An 18,348-nucleotide genomic window follows, 5' to 3' on the forward strand; every position below is an offset into this window, starting at 1 on the left:
TCAACTCCCGGTCAATGCGGTGTAGAAATTACGGGCAATTTGATCCGACGGAGCTAACCGTCGATCCAAGGCTTCACGGGCGGCACAGATAAAAAACCGGGCGGGCGCGATACCGGGGTTAGTGCCTTTCGCCAGACGTTCGGCAGCTTCGCGCACGGTGATCATATCTTGTGGTCGGAAACGAACAACCTGTGCCAACGTCTTGCCACCATAGGCCTGCATCGGCTTGAAACAGAGCGTCTGCACAACCGCCTTACTTGCCTTCGGGAAGCTTTGTCGCAACGCAGGCGGCAAACGGTTCATCACAGATCGCGGGTATATCTGTCGCCATCCCGCATCATAAGCGTCAGCACGGGCAGCAAAGCCAATCCGGCGCAACAATTCGGTGGTGATGAACGGGCGTAAATAAGATGTCGGGTGCACCGAACCTTCCCGGAAACGCGCAACGCGTTGAGGCGATTTTCCGACCACATCCAACAGGCTTTCCAAGTAGTAGGGACCAATCAGCAAAGCGCCAATCAAATCAGCATAGATCTCCTTGTGCCATTTCGCCCAGATGTCCTGCGTTTCCCGTGGCAACCCATCTTGCGCCAGCTGCGCGCGGATCAGGCGTGGTGTTGTCGTCCAAAGCTTAAGGTCCGCATGCATATTATGGCCGATCTCATGGGGCACAGCGCCCAAAGACCAGGGGTTCATCATGCGGTGAAATGGCAGACGCACCAATGGGAATGGGTTAGCCCGCTTGGCCAATTTGGGAACCTTGACGCCACGGCGATAGGTCGCAGGCCCGGATGCAGGTTCCATAAATGCCATCGGCGGTGGTGTCGGCAAAGACCGGGCACGCCCCAACCCCATGTAGCAGGTCTGATAGCAATCAAGCGCAATGCGATCCATCGCGGCCAATTGTTCGGCCAGCGGGCCAAGTCGCTGGCCGAAAAGTTCATCATAGAAATGCCAGATCGCCTCGGTCTGACGGGTGCCGAAGCTAACGCGATCCTTCAGGCGGGCAAATGCGCTTAACGTCGGGGTCTGCAAGCTCTGCTCGGCACGCCGCCCGACCTTGGCCAGCTTTTGTACCCGCAAGTGTTGTTTGTTGCGTTCCCGGCGAAGCAAGGCATTGGCTGCCTGAACATTTGCCTCTTTGGGACGGGCGATACCTGTCCCGTAGTTTTCACGCTTGAAAGGGGTCAAGCGGGATAGATGTCGCTGGGCGTTGGTGACTTGTGCGCGGACCCAGCGTTGCGCGATAGGAGTACTGATCCTGGGCTGCTCGCTACCGCCGCTAGGGTTACGGGTACGAGAACGTAGCCGTGGCAAAGGCTCTGTGTCGTAGGGGCGTTCTATGATTACCGCGGGCCAGTGCCGGCGGTGGGGGCGAAAGATGACCCGCCGTTTGATCCTGGCGGCATTGCGGCGTTGGTTTGCACGCTTACGCAATGCCCGGAGCCGACGCTTGCGGGCCAGAAGCGCGCGACGGCGGCGGGCCAATCTGGCCGCACGCCTGCGCAGCAAAGCGGTGTTGCGAGGCTTAGGAGTCGTGCGCTTGGCCCGGCGGATCGGCGCCCTGCGCACGATCCGACGTGGCTTCCGCATTATCCTTTGCCTGATTTTGCGTGTGCGTGCCATGACCAACCCCCTCCGTGCCTGCTTCAATACCGAACAGGATAAGCCGCACGACGCGGCTGCTGGCGGTAGCTTGGACGGTGGCGCGAGCCATAGCCTCCACGCCGGCTGTGGTGACGTCGAGCGCGCAGACGTGCCCGTTGTAACGCCATCTTACGCAATCTGTCGGACCGCATCAGTTGCCCAAGGGCGGTACGAAACATGCGGACAGCGATCGGTAGCGTAACGCGCCGGTTCGCAACAGCCATGCGCATCAATGTGACGGCGGTACGGCGCAATGCCAGCGGGGCAAGCTGCGCAGCAGTCTGCAATCTAGGATTACGCCTTGCCCGCATAAGCAACTTTCGAACCTCGCGGCTGAGTGCGGCCATAAGCGGTCGGATCTGGCGCGCGCCGCGCAACATGCCGAAACTGCGGGAAACAATCTCATCCGCAGCCAGCGAGCTGTCCATAGCATCGCCGTCAATGGCATCTTCGGCCATTGCCTCCATCGCATCGATTGTGTCGGATTCGTATTCCGGTTCGAATTCGTCGCGATCCATGCCATCCTGAAAAAAGCTTTTGGAGGCACCCTTCAACGCGCCAAGCAAGCCCCGGATAGTCGCATCAGTACCACGATTTTTCTTGGCCCATGTTTTGGGAACATAGTTACCATAAGCCGTCTCTCCGAACGAGGCGGCGGTGTTCAGCAGACGACCCCAATCAAGTTCATCAACTTCGTCGCTATAGTCGTCAAATTCATCGAACCCCTCTGCGTCATCTTCAAAGTCCAGATTGTCCATCAAGTCAAAATCGTCAGGGGCATAGAGTTCCATATCGGTCATCGGACCATACTCCTTATCTGTCGTCGCTTGGGATGTGGCAGCACACCGGGGACAAACACCCCCGGTGCGAAAGGCGGATTATATGTAGCGCTCAGCGCGCATAACCGCCTTCTTGTTAAGCGACCGGCGCTTGGTCTCGTTCTTCGCAATCGCTTTTGCGATCTGCTTGGAAGAGTTCAGCACTTTCGCGGCATGTTTGGTCATAACGCGTTTCGCAGTCTTGGTCGTGACCGGCTTGCCCTTCGCGGCTTTCTTGGTCAGGGTCGCAATGGTCTTTTTCTGGATCGTCGGCAGGGTCTTTTTCAGAACACTGGCTTTTGGTGTTTTGCTCATGACCTGCGCGACATTGCTGGATGCCGCACTGACGACAGGCATAACGGCCTTGACGGGTGGCGGCGCCTTGGAGGCTAAAGCTGCCGCAGATGCCGCCGCCAACGCCCCGGCCTCCGATGGCTTTTTGGTCTTCGAGGCGACATGCGCCATCATTTCAGCCGTTTCCTCGTCGATGGAATCGACCACGAAGAAGTCTTCGGCCTCCATTTCGTCTATTGTGTCCTCGCCGTCCATCTCGTCGTAGTCATCTTCAAGACTAGCGGCGAAACCGCCCAGCTTACCGCCAATGGCCGCCCCTGCGGGACCACCCAACGCCATGCCGATGGCGCGGCCCGCCCAAGGAGCCAACTTCTTGGCGATAGGGGCGACCTTCTTGGCAACCTTCTTGATCCCGCGCCAGGCCTTCTTCAGAAAGCCCCATTCGTCGATACCATCAAAGTCTTCGACATCGACCTCGTCATAGCCCACAGCATCATAGTCATCGCCATACCCATCATCGTAGTCGTCATCATAATCATCATACCCGTCATCGAAATCGTCCTCGTAGCCGAGTTCCATGTCGAAATCGTCATCTGCGTCATAGTCTTCAAAATCGTATGTATCCTTCATCGCACGTCTCCCAGTTGATCCAACGGAGCGGCCCACCCGGGGCTGCGGTTACACCTGAAAGAGTCGCAAATGAGCGGAGCGGGGAATAGTCGCACAGCCGCAGTAGCAGATTTTTGTTACCTCAAATGAGGGACACAGGTTTCGGGGTTATGCTAGGCTTTGGCAGTGCGTTACACCGGGCAGGAGCCCAGAAATATTTGGGCTTACATATTCAGACAGACCCTGGCGGTGCAGCTTTGCGCAGCGCACTTTCGGTACGGGTCATCCACGCGACAAGGAAATCACGTAACACATCTTCGGTCTTAGGCGGCTTTTTCCAGCTCGAATATATCATGCAGCGCTTGCACGGCCAACTCCATGTATTTACGATCGATCAGGACCGAGATTTTGATCTCAGACGTCGTGATAACCTTTATATTCACGCCTTCCACACTCAACGCTTCGAACATTTTCGCAGCAACCCCCGCATGGGATCGCATGCCAATGCCAACCACAGAAACTTTGGCAACATCCGTATCGGCCACCAGATCATGGTAATTGATCTCACCCCGCACCTTGGCTTCCTGCATCGCTTTATCGGCGCGGGCCACCTGATCCACAGGGCAAGAGAAAGTCATATCGGTACGTCCTTCCTCCGAGATATTCTGCACGATCATATCCACATTGACCCCGGCTTCGGACAGAGGCCCAAAAATTGCCGCTGCGATACCAGGGCGGTCAGCCACCGAAATCAATGTTACTTTTGCTTCATCGCGAGAATACGCGACCCCTGAGACAACATTACTTTCCACAATATCTTCCTCCGAACAAACCAAAGTACCTGCGTTGTCGCCCATTTCTTCAAAGCTGGAAAGTACGCGAAGTCTGACCCCATAGCGCATCGCCAGCTCAACGGATCGGGTTTGCAGCACTTTCGCGCCCAATGACGCAAGCTCCAACATTTCCTCAAACGCAATCCTGTCCAGCTTGCGCGCCTTGCTGCTGATACGCGGATCTGTCGTGTAGACCCCGTCTACATCCGTGTAGATGTCACAGCGTTCCGCCTCAAAAGCAGCAGCAAAAGCCACGGCAGTGGTGTCTGACCCGCCCCGGCCCAACGTGGTGATCCGTCCTTCGGTACTGATACCCTGAAAACCCGCGACCACGGCGACTTTCATACCATCCGCGAACTTGGCATCCATATTTCCTGTAGGAATTTCCTCGATCCGGGCCGCCCCATGGGCCGAGGTTGTCTTCAACGGCACCTGCCAGCCTTGCCAACTGCGCGCAGGCACATCCATTTCCTGCAAAGTTAGCGCCATAAGCCCAGCTGTTACCTGCTCGCCCGAGCTGACCACCGCATCATATTCGCGCGCGTCATAGAAGGTAGATGTCTCATCAACCCAGCCCACCAGCTCATTCGTCTTACCAGACATGGCCGAGACGATAACGATCACCTCATATCCATTCGCCACCTCGCGCCCAACCTTTTTGGCAGCGCGTTTGATACGGTCGAGCGTGGCCACAGATGTGCCACCGAATTTCATTACCAGACGTGGCATGAGCGTTTCGATACCTTCTTTAAAATCGCCTGCTTCCTATGCTGCGTCACACCAAAGGGCAAGAGCAGGATCAAGAGAGAAGAAGCGCTGTCTCTCAACTTGCCGTGTTTCGAGCGATCTGCATAAGCGTTTCAGGAGATAGATTAATGTAATGGGCCCGTGTCGCATATGCACCTTGCTGCACAGCACCGCAACATTTGAGATTTACAAGCGCTACTTTCCTGTGATTCCCTCGCCCTTATGACCAGACAAACCTTACCCTATTGGCTGACCGCAGCCTTGACCGTTGTGGCCGCCGCAATCCTTCTTGGCATGGGGCGCGAACCCATATGCACATGCGGCTATATAAAGCTGTGGCACGGTATCACCGTAAGTTCTGAAAACTCACAGCATATCAGCGATTGGTACACACCGTCCCATTTGCTGCATGGCATCCTGTTCTATGGGCTGCTTTGGCTGGTCGCCCGTAAAGTCAGCGTCGGCTGGCGGCTTGTCATTGCAACCATTATCGAAGCTGCATGGGAAATAGCAGAAAACACCAATGCGGTGATAGAACGCTATCGTGAAGTGACCATTGCGCTGGATTACTACGGCGATAGTATCGTCAACTCGGTTGCTGATATTGGCGCTATGTTCATAGGGTTTTGGCTGGCACGCACGCTTCCTGTCTGGGCGAGCGTAGCGATTGTAATCGTTGCGGAGGTCGTGGTCATAAGCATAATCCGCGACGGGTTGGCTCTGAACATCATTATGCTGCTCTACCCATTAGAGGTCATTCGGGACTGGCAGGCAGCAGGCTAAACTTTCTGAGACGGAGGGCTGTAATATTCCCAGCAATACCGTTCCAAATATGAAGCCGAGATCGCGCCATATCCAGGTTGTGGGACACCTACTGCGCGATCAGGTTCTCGCCCAAATGTCACGCCCCAGCTGTTTCGGAAAATGAACCAGCCGCCCATAGGTTCGGACCGACTTGGCACAAAGCCTACAACACAGACCACATGGCCAGAACTTACGATCTGTTCCAGATTAATCCGCCCTTCCAGCTGTTCCAGCGGACCATAGACAACACCTGAGCGGAATGTATCAACCGTATGGAAATTATCACGCCCGTCCTTCGTGCGATAAACGGGCACACCGACCGCAATTGGGCGACCGTTCTCAAGAAGGTCGAAAAACTTGGGCGTCAGGTCAAAATCCGGGCGTTCGCCATCTTTGAAAATGCCATAATCGCCACCGTGATACCGACGTTTACTTGCATCTTCAAAAGCGTCTTTACCAGGTGCTGCGCCCTCAATTGGCGGTTTTTTATCCCCGGCCATAGCAAGGGCATAGGGCGCGAACTCTTCGGCGCAGATACCTTCGCATTCCAGCGTATCGCGGGCCTGAGACAGCCGCGTTGCCCCAAGGTTATATCCGGGTGGCACATCCCCTTCCAGCGGATGTTTGGTACGCATTGTGTGATAAAGAAACTGCGGGGATAGACGGACCAACTTTGCAGGATCGTTGTCACTTTCCAAAAGCTCAATGCAAGCTGCAACGGCAAAAGGCACGCAGGTGTTGCGATACCGCTGATCGCGCAAATACCACGTCTTGTGTATATCCGCACCAACTACAACTTGCTTATCAGGCAAGACATAGGATGGGTCGCGCTGGATACGTTCACCCTCTGCGCGATATTCCTCTTCTGCGAATACCTGCAGAACACATTCTTCAGGAACCGCAGCGCCCGTAGCGCTTTCGGCCACAGGGATAGGGCGTTTCGGGATTGGATCCTCGTGGTTGCCTGCCATAGTCACGCTCTTGGATGACACGCTCATTCTGCTTTCGACTCCAACGCGTCCACGACATGATCAGCCACAATTTGACCAAGTGAGTCTGGGCCATTCAAATCATCAATGCCGGGTGAGCCGCTTAGATGCACATCATCCCATTCTGTTTTGGCCTGCTCGATCAGCTTATCCAACCTGTCATTGCCGCACAGATAGTCATTGAAGACTTTCTCGGCCAAAAGACGCCCTGCCTCCGTGTCGATAGGATAATGGACCCCCGCGACTTCACGGTTTTCTGCAATACGATCCGCCAGAGCCTTGATGGATGTTGCCATCGGGTTGTCATACTTACCCGGCAGGATCGATGTCACCAGATGCATGATCAGATAAGACTGGGTGGAGTGCCCGGACGGATAGGACGGATGCGACGGCGTTGTCAAAGATGGCATCAAGGCTGGCAAAAACTGCGCTGGTCTGGGCTGCTTGTATTTGTCCTTGAAATACATGCCAACCATCTGTCCGACGGCCATACCAACAGCAATCAGCGTCGCAGTCGCTTCACGGTGACGCGGCCCAATCATCAATAGATGCGCCCAATAGGCTTCGGATCCATCGGCCTGCGCTGCAATCTCTGCACTGCGACTACCACGTATCGTATCACGAAATTGGATCAGAGGTTGAAGCTGAGCCTCTGCAAATTTTAGATTACTGAAATCAAGCTCACTTTTCTTGGGCAATACCGAACCGGCCTCTTCCCAATCTGTTTTGGCGAATTCTGCAAGGATAAGTTGCGCACGCAGCTTTGGCGCCCAAGCCTGTTCGGGAAAGTCCATATGTTTGGGAATGGTTGTGCTACGAACATCCAGCTCCAGAACACCATCAAACGGTAGGGTGGATGGCGGTGTACTAAATATTCCTGTGTCCTGAGCACCCGACGCCATACCACCATTCATGCCGCCGTTCATCCCCCCATTCATACCGCCATTTCCAAAGACTGTCACTGAACCATCCCCTTTTTATTTCCCCAAAGCCTCGCAGCGCTATCGTTAAACTATCGTGAAACTAACGTGATTATACAGCTCAAGATAATAGCCCTAGGCAGGTAAACCGCATGCAATAAGCTGGGCACCGTATTTCTCCCGTTTTTCATGATCTTTGAACGCGCTTCGCTTGATAAACTCACTCACCGAAAAGCCCGGTTCATCCTTCAGCATGATCTGCGCAATATCTTGCGCTTTCGAGACCTGCCCGGTTTCAACCAAAGCCGCAGCTGTCACCCGTAGATTTGACGTGTAATGCACATTGCGCTGCATAGAGTTCAGCCCAAGTTCAGCCGCTTCACCGTAATTTCCCGCTGCATAATGGGCGATGCTTGCAAAATGCTGATAGCGGAACAGGAACGGGTCTTCGGGCGATAGGCTAATCGCTTTTTCAGATCGTTGGATCGCGTCTTTGTTTTGCCCTGTATAGGCCAATGTCGGGATGCACCACATCAAAGTTTCCGAGTCATTGGGCGAACTGTCCACAGCCCGATCAAACAGCGAAATCGCTGCTGAATACTCACGGGAATAGATCGCCTTGTTATGCCCCAGCATGGCCAAGCCGCGTCCGCTCATCCCGCCAAGGCGCACGGCGGATTGCGCTGCCTGTTCCAAAATGCGGTTTTCTGCATCCGGATTGTTAGACCACCCCTGCCCGATTTTCAGGCTGTGCCAGTCTGCCAAAGCCGTATAGGCCTGCGCAAACCCGGGATCTTTTTGAACCGCAAGCTGTAACAGATTGCCAGCCTCAAGAAATGTCGGTTTCTTCAGCTCAAAAATCAGTTCTTTGGCTTTCAGCGTCAGTTGATAGGCCGACAGATCAGCAGGTTCCCGACCATGGGCCATCCGCAGCTCAGTTCCTTGCAGAGACGGTACAAGCCGGTTGGCAATCTTGTTAACGATCAGGCTTTGCGTCAGGAACAACTCATTCTCGTCCATCAGAAACGCATCGGCCCAGATCACCACCGAGGTCCGCGCATCCACAAGCTGAACTGCCAGTTTGTAGGTTGCCCCACTACGACCGATTGCACCGCTTAACGCATAATTCGCCCCAAGGCGGCTACAGACTTCGCCAAATGCGTCGCGCGCGCTGGAAAACATCCGGGTCGAGTTGCTAGAGATGACGATAGGCTCACGCAGGGTCGCAAGCTTACAGACAATATCGTCCATCAACATATCAGCCAGATGATCCGGCACCGGATCAACCCCATGCACACGAAACGGCAGAACCGCCAAAGTTGGTGTGCCAGATGGCGCAATCGGTGTGGCAGGCGGTGCTTGCACAGCAGTCGCAATCGGCTCTGGCGTCTCGGCCAGCGGTGTCTCGACATTGCCTTGCTTGATCTGGACAATCAATTCTTGAGTACGGGCCGAGGGCTCCATTCCCATTTCGATATCCATCGTCGTATAAAGCTTCTTATAGGCCCGAAGTGCCGTTCCAAGATCACCTTCTTCTGCCGACAACTGCATGATGGCACGACAGGCGCCTTCATTCATCGGTTCCAACAATAACGCGGCCTCTGCCATGCGCTTACGATTTGCGTAGCTATAGGTTGGGTTTTCGTAGCCTTCCTGCAGAGTGTCCAAAAGCTTGTGCTCTGTGCTAACTCGGTAATCTTCCAACCATCCCCGGAAGCCATCGCTGAGGTCCTCAAACCCGTGCAGAATGCTCTCAGCAAGATTGCTACGCGATAGCAGGATATCAGGCACCTGACCTTGCTTAAGCCCGCTCATGATCTGATCAATATCTGTGCTCAGATGACCTTGCCGGAAGGAAATATCCGTTCGTCCAATATCAAGGCAATCTTCATAATCGGCAAAGGCTGTCCGTACTTCAATCAAAGCCTGCCTAAGAGATGTTTTCGCTTTTTGGGTGGTCACATCACTCCAAAGCAATCCGGCCATAAGTTCCCGAGAGACGCTATCTTTTCCGGACAAAGCAAGATACGCAACCAGAGCCTGTGCCTTGCGCCCACGCAAAACACCCGCCTTCCCCCCGACCGAGAGGAACGCACCACCGATTACGGCAAGATGCACTGGCTTATCAGATGCCAAGTCCCAGACCCTCATTACCTATATACTTAGAGTATTATCTTGAACCGTTGCGCTATAGGACGCAATTAAATACCGTAGATATTGCGTCCTGATTGTGCGCGCCAGCCACATTGCATGAACATTTTTGATATATGTAATACCTGAGCTTTCACGACCATATCCAAAAATCCCGGTTTTATATGGAGCCCTGAGCAACAATCCTGTTACTGGGCCTTGCAGAACTGGGGTTGTCGACCCTTTCAAGTTAAGTGATTGACCGCCCGTGCAATCACGCGCTCCTCGTCCGTGGGAATGACGAGAACAAGGGCCTTATCGCGCCCGATGATTGTTTCGTTGCGTGCATTCGCCTGCGGATCAACAGATAGGCCCAGATACCCCATGCCTTCCAGAACGCGGGCTCGGATTTCAACCGCATTTTCACCGATCCCGCCACAAAAGACCAACGCATCGATTCCGCCAAGAACAGCCGTCATCGCACCCAATTCACGCCTGATGCGAAACACATAATAGTCAATTGCCTGACGCGCCTCGGGGGCATCGCTTTTCAGAAGGGTTCGCATGTCATGTGTCATACCGGACAAACCCTTGAGACCACTTTCCCGATACAGGATTGAGGTAATTTCGGGGGCACTAAGCCCTTTATCCATCAGATAGAGCAGCACGCCAGGGTCCAACTGCCCGCAACGCGTCCCCATGGGCAAGCCATCCAACGCGGAAAACCCCATGGTTGAGCCAACGCTCTTGCCTTCCTGCACGGCACACATAGACGCACCATTGCCCAAATGGGCGATAACCGTTTTACATTTGGGAAGGTCGGGCCAATCCTGTTGCAGCTTGCCAGTGATGTAGTCGTAAGACAGCCCGTGAAAGCCGTAACGGCGCACGCCCTCATCATAGAAATGGCGCGGCAAAGCAAAAGTATCATTCACCCAAGGATGACCGTTATGAAACGCCGTGTCGAAACATCCGATCTGAACTGCGTCCGGGAAAGCGGCCTTAGCAGCAGCAACCCCGGCCAGATTATGAGGCTGATGCAATGGCGCAAGCGGCACCAATGCCGCAAGACGTTGCAGGACACCATCCGTCAGGATTGTCGGGTCTTTGAATTCTACCCCACCATGCACAATGCGATGGCCTACCCCTACGACTTGACGTCCCGCCAATAGCGGCTTTACCGCTTTCAAAATAGCCGACAAAGCCGCCGTATGATCCGCCGCCCCGATCTCTATCGTCTGGGCAGGCTTGGATTTTAGCAATAACCGCGCCGCGGGGCCAAGATTTTCCACCTCACCATCGATTAGCTCTTCAGGCTCATCCGCCTGATCATAAACAGAAAACTTTATCGATGAGCTGCCAGAGTTCAGGGTCAGAATTGCATTCATATCATGTCCGATATCGCTAAGGTTCGCCTTCTTGATTTCATATCACGTGAAGAAATGACACCAGCATTAAGCTATAAGACCCACTTGACCGCGGATTGCCCTGCCCAACGTCCGGTCGCGAAACAGGCTGTTAACAGATAACCACCCGTTGGAGCTTCCCAATCCAGCATTTCACCTGCCACGAAGGTGCCAGGTCGGGATTTCAGCATCAAGCCATCATCCAGCGCCTCCTGTGCAACACCACCTGCCGTCGATATCGCGTCGTCCAATAGCCCCAAACCGATGACAGGCACAGGCAATTCTTTGATCAGGGGTGCCAGTTCCGAAGGTGGTTGCGGCAAAGGTCGCGCGAATTCATGTAGCAATGCAATCTTTACCGAATCCAATTTCAGAACCTTGCGCAAATGCGTACTGAGACTGGCTTTGCCCTGCGGTTTGGATAACCTCTCTGATACGACATCCCGCGGCAAATCCGGTAGCAAATCCAGTGAAAGCGCTGCACCATTTCGAATAGCCTTGGACACCGCATAGATACCACCACCCTCAAGCCCCTTGGCCGAGATCATGGCCTCTCCACGCACGACTTCCTTGCCTGTACGCAAGCCTAGGTTTTTCAGCGGTTTGCCAAAATGCGGCGTCATATATTCTGACCAATCGATCCGCAGCCCGACATTGGCCGGCTGAAACGGCCTCAAAGGAACGCTTCCCGCAGCTAAAGTTGCGGCCCATTGCCCGTCAGACCCCAACCGCGCCCAACTTGCGCCACCCATAGCCAGAATGGTGATATCCGTGGTCTGCGTTACAACGCCCTGCGGTGTCTCAAACACCAGCGCATCACCTTGCCAGCCTGTCCAGCGCCAACGCGTGCGCCGCTCAACACCAAGACTGTCCAGCCGGACCAGCCACGCCCGCAGCAACGGTGAGGCTTTCATCACCTTGGGAAACACCCGGCCACTTGATCCCGTAAACACCTGTTGCCCCAAACCTTCGGCCCAATGCGCCACATCGCACGGCCCAAAAGTTTCAAGCATTGTGGCCAACCAGCCAGCTGCTTCGTCATAAGCATTATGAAATAGTTCGGGCGCTTCATCTTTTGTGAGGTTCAATCCGGATTTTCCAGCCATCAGGAATTTACGCCCGAAGGACGGTTTTTGATCTATAACACAGACCCGTATCCCGGCCTTTGCCATAACCTCTGCCGCCATTAAACCAGCAGGGCCAGCCCCAATGACAGTGGCACGTTTCACTTGGGCAACTCGCCTTTCAGCTCAACCACACGGTGCGGATAAGGAATTTGGATATTGTTGTCTTTCAAAGCATTCCAGATCAGGAACAGCACGTCAGAGGCGTATTTGTTCTTCCCATCGTCAATGCCACTGACCCAGAATTCCAACCCGAAATCCACGCCGCTCTCGCCAAACCCACGTAGTTCGCAATCAGGGCCCTCCGGCTTATCCAGAACGCCGGGATGCGTGGCGACCGCAGCCTCTACAATAGCGGGCACCATGTTTATATCTGTCTCATAGCTAACCGAGAATGCAACCTCATAGCGGTTGGCGGAGCCTGAGTCTGAATAATTGACCACCCGTGTCGTGATGAAATCTTCATTTGGAACAACGATCCAACGCCCATCAAAGGACTCTAGAATCGTAGCACGTGCGGTCATCTTGATGATCGTTCCGGCTTCGCCGCCGTCCAGTTCAACGTAATCTCCGACGGTTGCCTGCCCTTCCAAAAGCAGGATAACGCCAGAAATGAAGTTCGATGCAATCTTCTGCAAACCAAACCCCAAGCCCACACCGACCGCACCGCCCAGTACAGCCAGCGTAGACAAGTTGACGCCCATGATATTCATCAACAACAGAAAGGCTGTTCCAAATATCGCAATCTCTGCTGCCTTGACTGCAAGCTGACGGGTGGCAGGCCGCATCTCTTCGCGCTTAGTCAGATAAGCAGTGCTTTGGTCATTCGACCAGCGCCCCAGCCAAAACAAGAGACTGCCTGCAATCAGTCCACGCACCAGAGCAATCAGCGAGAAGGAGATATTACCAAGCGACACCGTCACGCCCGACAAATACAGGATCAAATCATCCAGTAGGCCAAGTGCATAGAGAGCAGCCACAGGGATCAAAACGTAGCGGCCCAACAAATTCAGGAACGGATCCTTGATGATATGGCGTACCAGTATTCGCGCAGCCAGAAACAGGAAGACCCGCTTGCCAAAAGCAATGACTGCCCCTGAACCAAAAACAGATCGTGTGATCTGCTCGCCAATGCCGGTGAACGCATAGGCCAGAACGGGCAACATCAACGGTAGAAAAATCAGAATGAACCGCCTTGCACTGGCCAGAACGCTCTGGTTGTCCGGCGCAGGCGTCAGAAGGCGCTCTAAGAGTGCCGTCAATTTGCGAGATACGACCCATGCCAGAAAAAACGCAACAACAAGTACCGCGAATTGAGACCATGCCGCCGGGCTGGTCAGCCATTGCGTTGCTATATCAAGCCCCTGCTGGCCGTACTCTGCTGCTTGTTCCAGAAAAGCCGTCTGATCCATGCGCCACCCTTTGACGATCTAGTATGTGCTATGTGTATTCATCCTTAAGCCTTGAATACACTCAAGGAAAGTGATGTCTCAGATGAACTGCGCCTGATCTGAGACATGGACTATAGCAAGACCGGTTTTGGCCTTACGACACCAATGCCTTGATCCCCGCCACATGTCGTTGGTCTGCTGCAAGCGCATCAGCGCATAGCGCCAAAGCTTTTGCCATCAGGCTATCGTGTGGCACAATCGCATCGATCAGACCCCATTGCAGAGCGTCGTCTGCACTAATCTTCTGCCCCGCCATCAGAATCATCTTCGCGCGCGCTGGACCGATCAATACTTTCATGCGTACTGGATCGCTTGGTTGTGGCAGAAAACCCAACTTCATCACCGGATAGAAAAATCGGGCTTCTGGCACCGCAATCCGCAGATCACAAGCTAGTGCCATGCCAAACGCACCACCGGCCAACGTACCATTCAGGGCTGCGATGCTTAGCCCCGGAAACGCAACTAAAGCGCCGGACAAGCGTTCCCACACCGGGTCCGTCGCCAACCCAGCCTTGGCCGCTTCCAGATCAGCGCCCGCACTGAAGACCTTGCCTTCGCCGGTCAGGATCAGGGCATTGGTTTTACCTGCTGCATCTTCTGCAATGCTGGCCAGCTTTTCCAACATGGCACGGGTCAAAGAGTTCGCCTTCTCGGGGCGGTTTAACGTGACCACCCACAACCCATCATCTATGGAAAGCCTAATCTCATCTTCCACCATGATCCACTCCATGCTGTCCCGACCACACCCTATTGCGACTTGCACCTTCAGCTGCATGGCACTACGTCCGGGCTATACCCTATGAAGGAGACACCATGTCCAAAGACCTGTCTACCCTGACCGAACGCTTGCTGTCTGCTGCGATATCTGCCGGGGCTGACGCTGCAGATGTTGTTGCGGTCGATGGCAGTTCAGTATCCATCGATGTCTTGAACGGCAAGCTGGAACATGCAGAACGCGAAGAAGGCGTCGAAATCGGCCTGCGTGTCTTGATTGGTCAACGGCAGGCTTGCGTGTCTTCTTCATTAATTGACGATCCAACCCTGATCACCATGTCCGAGCGTGCTGTCGCTATGGCGCGCGAAGCGCCGGAAGATCCCAATATTGGCCTCGCTGAGTCGGACCAACTGGCAAAAGATTGGGATGTGGACCTGCTGGAGCTATACGACCCAAGCCCCGAGCCCACCCCGGCTGCTCTGGAAGAAGACGCCAAACGCGCTGAAGCGGCAGCGCTTGCAGTTAAAGATGTATCACAGGTGCAATCCACATCAGCTGGATATGGTCAGCGCAGTATCTACCTTGCAGCTTCCAATGGGTTTTCAGGTGGGTATCAACGCTCTGACCGGATGCTGTCCTGTGTCGCCATCACCGGAGAAGGCACCGGGATGGAGCGGGATTATTACGGCGAAGGCCGTGTCTTTCAAAACGACTTGCCAAGCCCCGAAGAGGTTGGACGCATCGCTGCCGAACGCACAGTTGCCCGCGCCGGAGCACGCAAGCCAAAAACCGGGGCCTACCCGGTTCTGTATGACGAACGTGTCGCTGCGTCGCTGATCGGCTCCCTTCTGGTCGCCGCAAACGGCGCTTCCATCGTGCGCGGATCATCATGGCTACTGGACGCCCTCGGACAGCAAGTTCTGCCTGACGGTCTGTCAATCACTGAAAACCCCCATCGCCCCCGCATCGCGGGGTCGCGCCCTTTTGATGCCGAGGGGCTTGCGACAGCACAACGCGACATCGTCACAAATGGCACATTGCAAGGCTGGACCCTTGACCTTGCCAGTGCGCACAAGCTTGGGATGACAAGCACGGCCAATGCATCGCGCGGCACCTCTGCACCACCAAGCCCATCGCTTAGCAACATTGCTCTGACTCAAGGCACGCAGACCCGTGACGAGCTATTGTCAGAGATGGGGACGGGGCTACTGGTCACATCGATGATTGGCGCAACCATTAATCCAAATACCGGCGACTATTCCCGCGGGGCTTCTGGGTTCTGGGTCGAAGCCGGCGAGATCAAGTACGCGGTCAACGAATGTACCATCGCCGGGAACCTGCGCGACATGCTTATGACGATCCGCCCTGCCAATGATGCCCGGACCCATCTATCGCGTGTCGTTCCCAGCCTGCTGGTCGAAGGTATGACACTTGCCGGTGAATAAAGACCTTGCCCTTCTGATTGATGCGGCCCGTGCCAGCGGCGATATTGCCCGTAAATTCTGGAAAGCCTCCCCTGAAACATGGGACAAGGGCGGCACAGCGGGACCCGTCACCGAGGCCGATCTGGCCATTGATAAGATGCTACAAGCCGAGCTTTTGTCCGCGCGCCCTGACTATGGCTGGCTATCTGAAGAAACCGAGGACACTGCTGCACGTCTGACCACCCAACGTACTTTTATTATCGACCCAATTGATGGCACGCGCGCCTTTATTGCAGGGGAACGGACGTTTTCCCACTCGCTCGCTATTGCCGAGAATGGCCGCGTGACAGTTGCCGTTGTCTACGTTCCCATGCTTGACCTACTTTACACTGCAAGCAACGAGACACCGGCGCGACTGAATGACAAAACAATCAGCACCAGCAGCGTAAGAACTGCAGAAGGCGCGACCATGCTGGCCGCCCGTCCCAATCTGGATTCGCAACATTGGAAAGGCAGCGTGCCCCCGGTCACGCGTAAATTCCGCCCGTCCCTGGCCTACCGCCTTTGTCTTGTCGCCGAGGGCCGTTTTGATGCGATGCTGACCGTGCGCGACTGCTGGGAATGGGACATCGCCGCCGGAGAACTGATCGTCAGGCAGGCGGGCGGTTCCGCCACGGACATTACGAACGCAACCCTCAGCTTCAACAGCCCCGCTGCAAAAACCAAAGGCTGCCTTGCAGCGGGGCCAGCACTGCATTCGGTGTTACAAAAAGAGTTACGCCAAAAATAGGCATAGAAGCTACGCCTTAGTTTACCGATTAACCTCGGCCTTTAACGCCTCCATCAATTCAGTCAGAAACTTCACATAGCTATCTGATTTCAAATAACCATTTTCATCAAATTCATTCATCGCCCCACCCACCAGAACTTCTGATCCTGATAGAACCCGTGCCCGAAAAGGCACCATGCATAACCGAAGACTTGATTGCGCCCGCTCACCGCCTGATCGACCTGCTGTGGCAGACATGATCGCAACTGGTTTGTCACCCCAAGGCGCATCTTTTGTACGACTGACCCAATCCAACGCATTCTTCAAAACGCCGGAAATAGCCTTGTTATATTCCGGGGTAGAGATCGCCACAGCATCCGCTGCTTTGACTTGATCAACCAATTCCTGAACTTTTGCCGGAACGCCCGATGCTTCCTCAACATCACCATTATAAAGCGGAAAATCCAGATCAGCTTCTACGTATTGATCGACGTCACCCAATCGCGCCGCCTCACGGATCAGCTTGCGATTTAAAGAATCCGCACGAAGCGAGCCGGAAATTCCAAGAAGTTTCATAATGTGAGGTCCTTTTAACATATTGGCTGGAATTGAGTACTTAGAAGGCAGGTTCTAAAACTCCACCCCAATCTGCGCTTTTACACCGGACCTGAAAGGATGCTTGATCAGCTCCATCTCAGTGACAAGATCAGCGATCTCGATAAGGTCATCCTTTGCATTCCGCCCAGTCAGGACCACATGGGTCATCTCGGGCTTTTCTTCGACCAGAAATTTCACCACCTCGGCAATATCAATGTAGTCATAGCGCAGTGCGATATTGATCTCATCCAGAAGCACCATCTTGTTGCTTTCATCGCGGATCAGTTCTTTCGCTTTCTCCCATGCAGCACTTGCCATCTCGATATCGCGCGATTTGTCCTGGGTTTCCCAAGTAAATCCCTCGCCCATCGTATGAAACGCGCATGTGTTCGAGAATTTTTCAAGGATCAAGTCCCGCTCGCCCGTGCTCATACCGCCTTTGATGAACTGCACCACGGCACATTTCATGTCATGCGCAATACATCGAAAAATCATCCCGAAAGCGGCTGAGCTTTTGCCTTTCCCTTTCCCCGTATGGACGATGATCAGACCTTTTTTATCTGTCTTCGTCGCCATGATCTTGTCGCGTGCAGCCTTCTTCTTGGCCATCTTGCTGGAATGACGTTCCAGATCATCTTGGACAGGTTTCTCGCTCATTGGATTTCCTTCCTGATATCAACTTCAAACTGTGCAATCCTGACAGAACTTACAAGCCGTAAGGTTTCTTTAATCCATCACTCCTATCGTCAGCATGTCTGTCTTTATCTGATGGTGATTATATGCGATTTCTTCTTTTCATTTTGATACTTGCGTTGCCTGCATGTTCGACAGGCGGTGTTGATGTTTGGGGCGGGCAATCCGAAACCGTTGAAGCTGGCGATTATAAATTCAAAGTGATTTACACGGCCGACCGTGCAGAAGCGTACCGTTTGACCCCACAGCTACGCCCTAAATCCCGCATTGTGTTTGCAGCGGCTGCGCAAGCAATGGCGCAAGTAAGTGGCTGCAGGGTTGATCCTTCGTCACTCTCGGGCGATGTTGCTTTGGTTGAGGCGGATTTGCTGTGTTGAT

The 18,348-nt window shown here is 54.2% G+C and carries 17 protein-coding genes; 4 read left to right on the forward strand and 13 right to left on the reverse strand.

The window, feature by feature from the left end:
• From ACZ1HF_RS09625 to ACZ1HF_RS09640, 4 genes are all read right to left on the reverse strand, one after another.
• Positions 1-1,626, reverse strand: coding sequence for a hypothetical protein (locus tag ACZ1HF_RS09625; protein WP_472657283.1), 1,626 nt, complete (start codon positions 1,624-1,626; stop codon positions 1-3).
• A gap of 23 nt (positions 1,627-1,649) precedes the next feature.
• On the reverse strand, positions 1,650-2,447 hold the full coding sequence (locus tag ACZ1HF_RS09630; RefSeq protein ID WP_472657284.1) for a hypothetical protein: 798 nt from the start codon (positions 2,445-2,447) through the stop codon (positions 1,650-1,652).
• Positions 2,448-2,525: 78 nt separating this feature from the next.
• Positions 2,526-3,389 carry a hypothetical protein gene (locus ACZ1HF_RS09635; protein WP_472657285.1) on the reverse strand — a complete coding sequence of 288 codons (864 nt, stop codon included), beginning with the start codon at positions 3,387-3,389 and terminating at the stop codon, positions 2,526-2,528.
• A gap of 302 nt (positions 3,390-3,691) precedes the next feature.
• Positions 3,692-4,930 (reverse strand): aspartate kinase, encoded by a 1,239-nt coding sequence (locus ACZ1HF_RS09640; RefSeq protein WP_472657286.1) that lies wholly within the window; start codon positions 4,928-4,930, stop codon positions 3,692-3,694.
• Positions 4,931-5,170: 240 nt separating this feature from the next.
• Between ACZ1HF_RS09640 and ACZ1HF_RS09645 the strand changes: the two genes are divergently transcribed.
• The gene (locus ACZ1HF_RS09645; RefSeq protein ID WP_472657287.1) at positions 5,171-5,731 is read left to right on the forward strand and encodes a DUF2585 family protein; all 561 of its coding nucleotides are present in this window, start codon (positions 5,171-5,173) and stop codon (positions 5,729-5,731) included.
• Here the strand turns inward: ACZ1HF_RS09645 and ACZ1HF_RS09650 are convergent.
• From ACZ1HF_RS09650 to ACZ1HF_RS09680, 7 genes are all read right to left on the reverse strand, one after another.
• Positions 5,728-6,723: a hypothetical protein gene (locus tag ACZ1HF_RS09650; RefSeq protein ID WP_472657288.1), complete on the reverse strand. Its 996-nt coding sequence runs from the start codon at positions 6,721-6,723 to the stop codon at positions 5,728-5,730. The two genes, ACZ1HF_RS09645 and ACZ1HF_RS09650, sit on opposite strands and share 4 nt — an antisense overlap.
• Before the next feature lie 23 nt (positions 6,724-6,746).
• Positions 6,747-7,703, reverse strand: coding sequence for a phosphatase PAP2 family protein (locus ACZ1HF_RS09655; protein ID WP_472657289.1), 957 nt, complete (start codon positions 7,701-7,703; stop codon positions 6,747-6,749).
• Positions 7,704-7,796: 93 nt separating this feature from the next.
• Entirely contained in the window at positions 7,797-9,797 is a 2,001-nt protein-coding gene (locus ACZ1HF_RS09660; RefSeq protein ID WP_472657290.1) for a BTAD domain-containing putative transcriptional regulator, read from the reverse strand.
• A gap of 239 nt (positions 9,798-10,036) precedes the next feature.
• The gene (locus ACZ1HF_RS09665) at positions 10,037-11,179 is read right to left on the reverse strand and encodes an acetate/propionate family kinase (RefSeq protein WP_472657291.1); all 1,143 of its coding nucleotides are present in this window, start codon (positions 11,177-11,179) and stop codon (positions 10,037-10,039) included.
• Positions 11,180-11,250: 71 nt separating this feature from the next.
• Positions 11,251-12,426, reverse strand: a complete 1,176-nt coding sequence (locus ACZ1HF_RS09670; protein ID WP_472657292.1) for a TIGR03862 family flavoprotein — start codon at positions 12,424-12,426, stop codon at positions 11,251-11,253.
• Positions 12,423-13,733, reverse strand: coding sequence for a mechanosensitive ion channel family protein (locus tag ACZ1HF_RS09675; protein ID WP_472657294.1), 1,311 nt, complete (start codon positions 13,731-13,733; stop codon positions 12,423-12,425). Before ACZ1HF_RS09675 ends, ACZ1HF_RS09670 begins: the two co-directional genes overlap by 4 nt.
• Positions 13,734-13,866: 133 nt before the next feature.
• A complete protein-coding gene (locus ACZ1HF_RS09680; RefSeq protein WP_472659021.1) occupies positions 13,867-14,490 on the reverse strand; it encodes an enoyl-CoA hydratase/isomerase family protein in 624 nt (207 codons plus the stop codon).
• A gap of 95 nt (positions 14,491-14,585) precedes the next feature.
• On the opposite strand from ACZ1HF_RS09680, the gene ACZ1HF_RS09685 reads away from it, so the two are divergent.
• Both ACZ1HF_RS09685 and ACZ1HF_RS09690 read left to right on the forward strand, forming a co-directional pair.
• Complete coding sequence (locus ACZ1HF_RS09685; RefSeq protein ID WP_472657295.1) at positions 14,586-15,932, forward strand: TldD/PmbA family protein; 1,347 nt, start codon at positions 14,586-14,588, stop codon at positions 15,930-15,932.
• A complete protein-coding gene (locus tag ACZ1HF_RS09690) occupies positions 15,925-16,701 on the forward strand; it encodes an inositol monophosphatase family protein (protein WP_472657296.1) in 777 nt (258 codons plus the stop codon). The genes ACZ1HF_RS09685 and ACZ1HF_RS09690 overlap by 8 nt, the downstream gene beginning before the upstream one ends.
• A gap of 21 nt (positions 16,702-16,722) precedes the next feature.
• Here ACZ1HF_RS09690 and ACZ1HF_RS09695 read toward each other — a convergent pair whose 3' ends face one another.
• Complete coding sequence (locus ACZ1HF_RS09695) at positions 16,723-17,256, reverse strand: NADPH-dependent FMN reductase (protein WP_472657297.1); 534 nt, start codon at positions 17,254-17,256, stop codon at positions 16,723-16,725.
• A gap of 54 nt (positions 17,257-17,310) precedes the next feature.
• Positions 17,311-17,934 (reverse strand): cob(I)yrinic acid a,c-diamide adenosyltransferase, encoded by a 624-nt coding sequence (gene cobO / locus ACZ1HF_RS09700; RefSeq protein WP_472657298.1) that lies wholly within the window; start codon positions 17,932-17,934, stop codon positions 17,311-17,313.
• Positions 17,935-18,056: 122 nt separating this feature from the next.
• Here cobO and ACZ1HF_RS09705 point away from each other — a divergent pair, with 122 nt between their 5' ends.
• The gene (locus tag ACZ1HF_RS09705) at positions 18,057-18,347 is read left to right on the forward strand and encodes a hypothetical protein (protein ID WP_472657299.1); all 291 of its coding nucleotides are present in this window, start codon (positions 18,057-18,059) and stop codon (positions 18,345-18,347) included.
• The last annotated feature ends 1 nt before the right edge of the window (position 18,348 follow it).

The sequence above is a fragment of the Litoreibacter sp. GN1-5 genome, assembly GCF_055693805.1.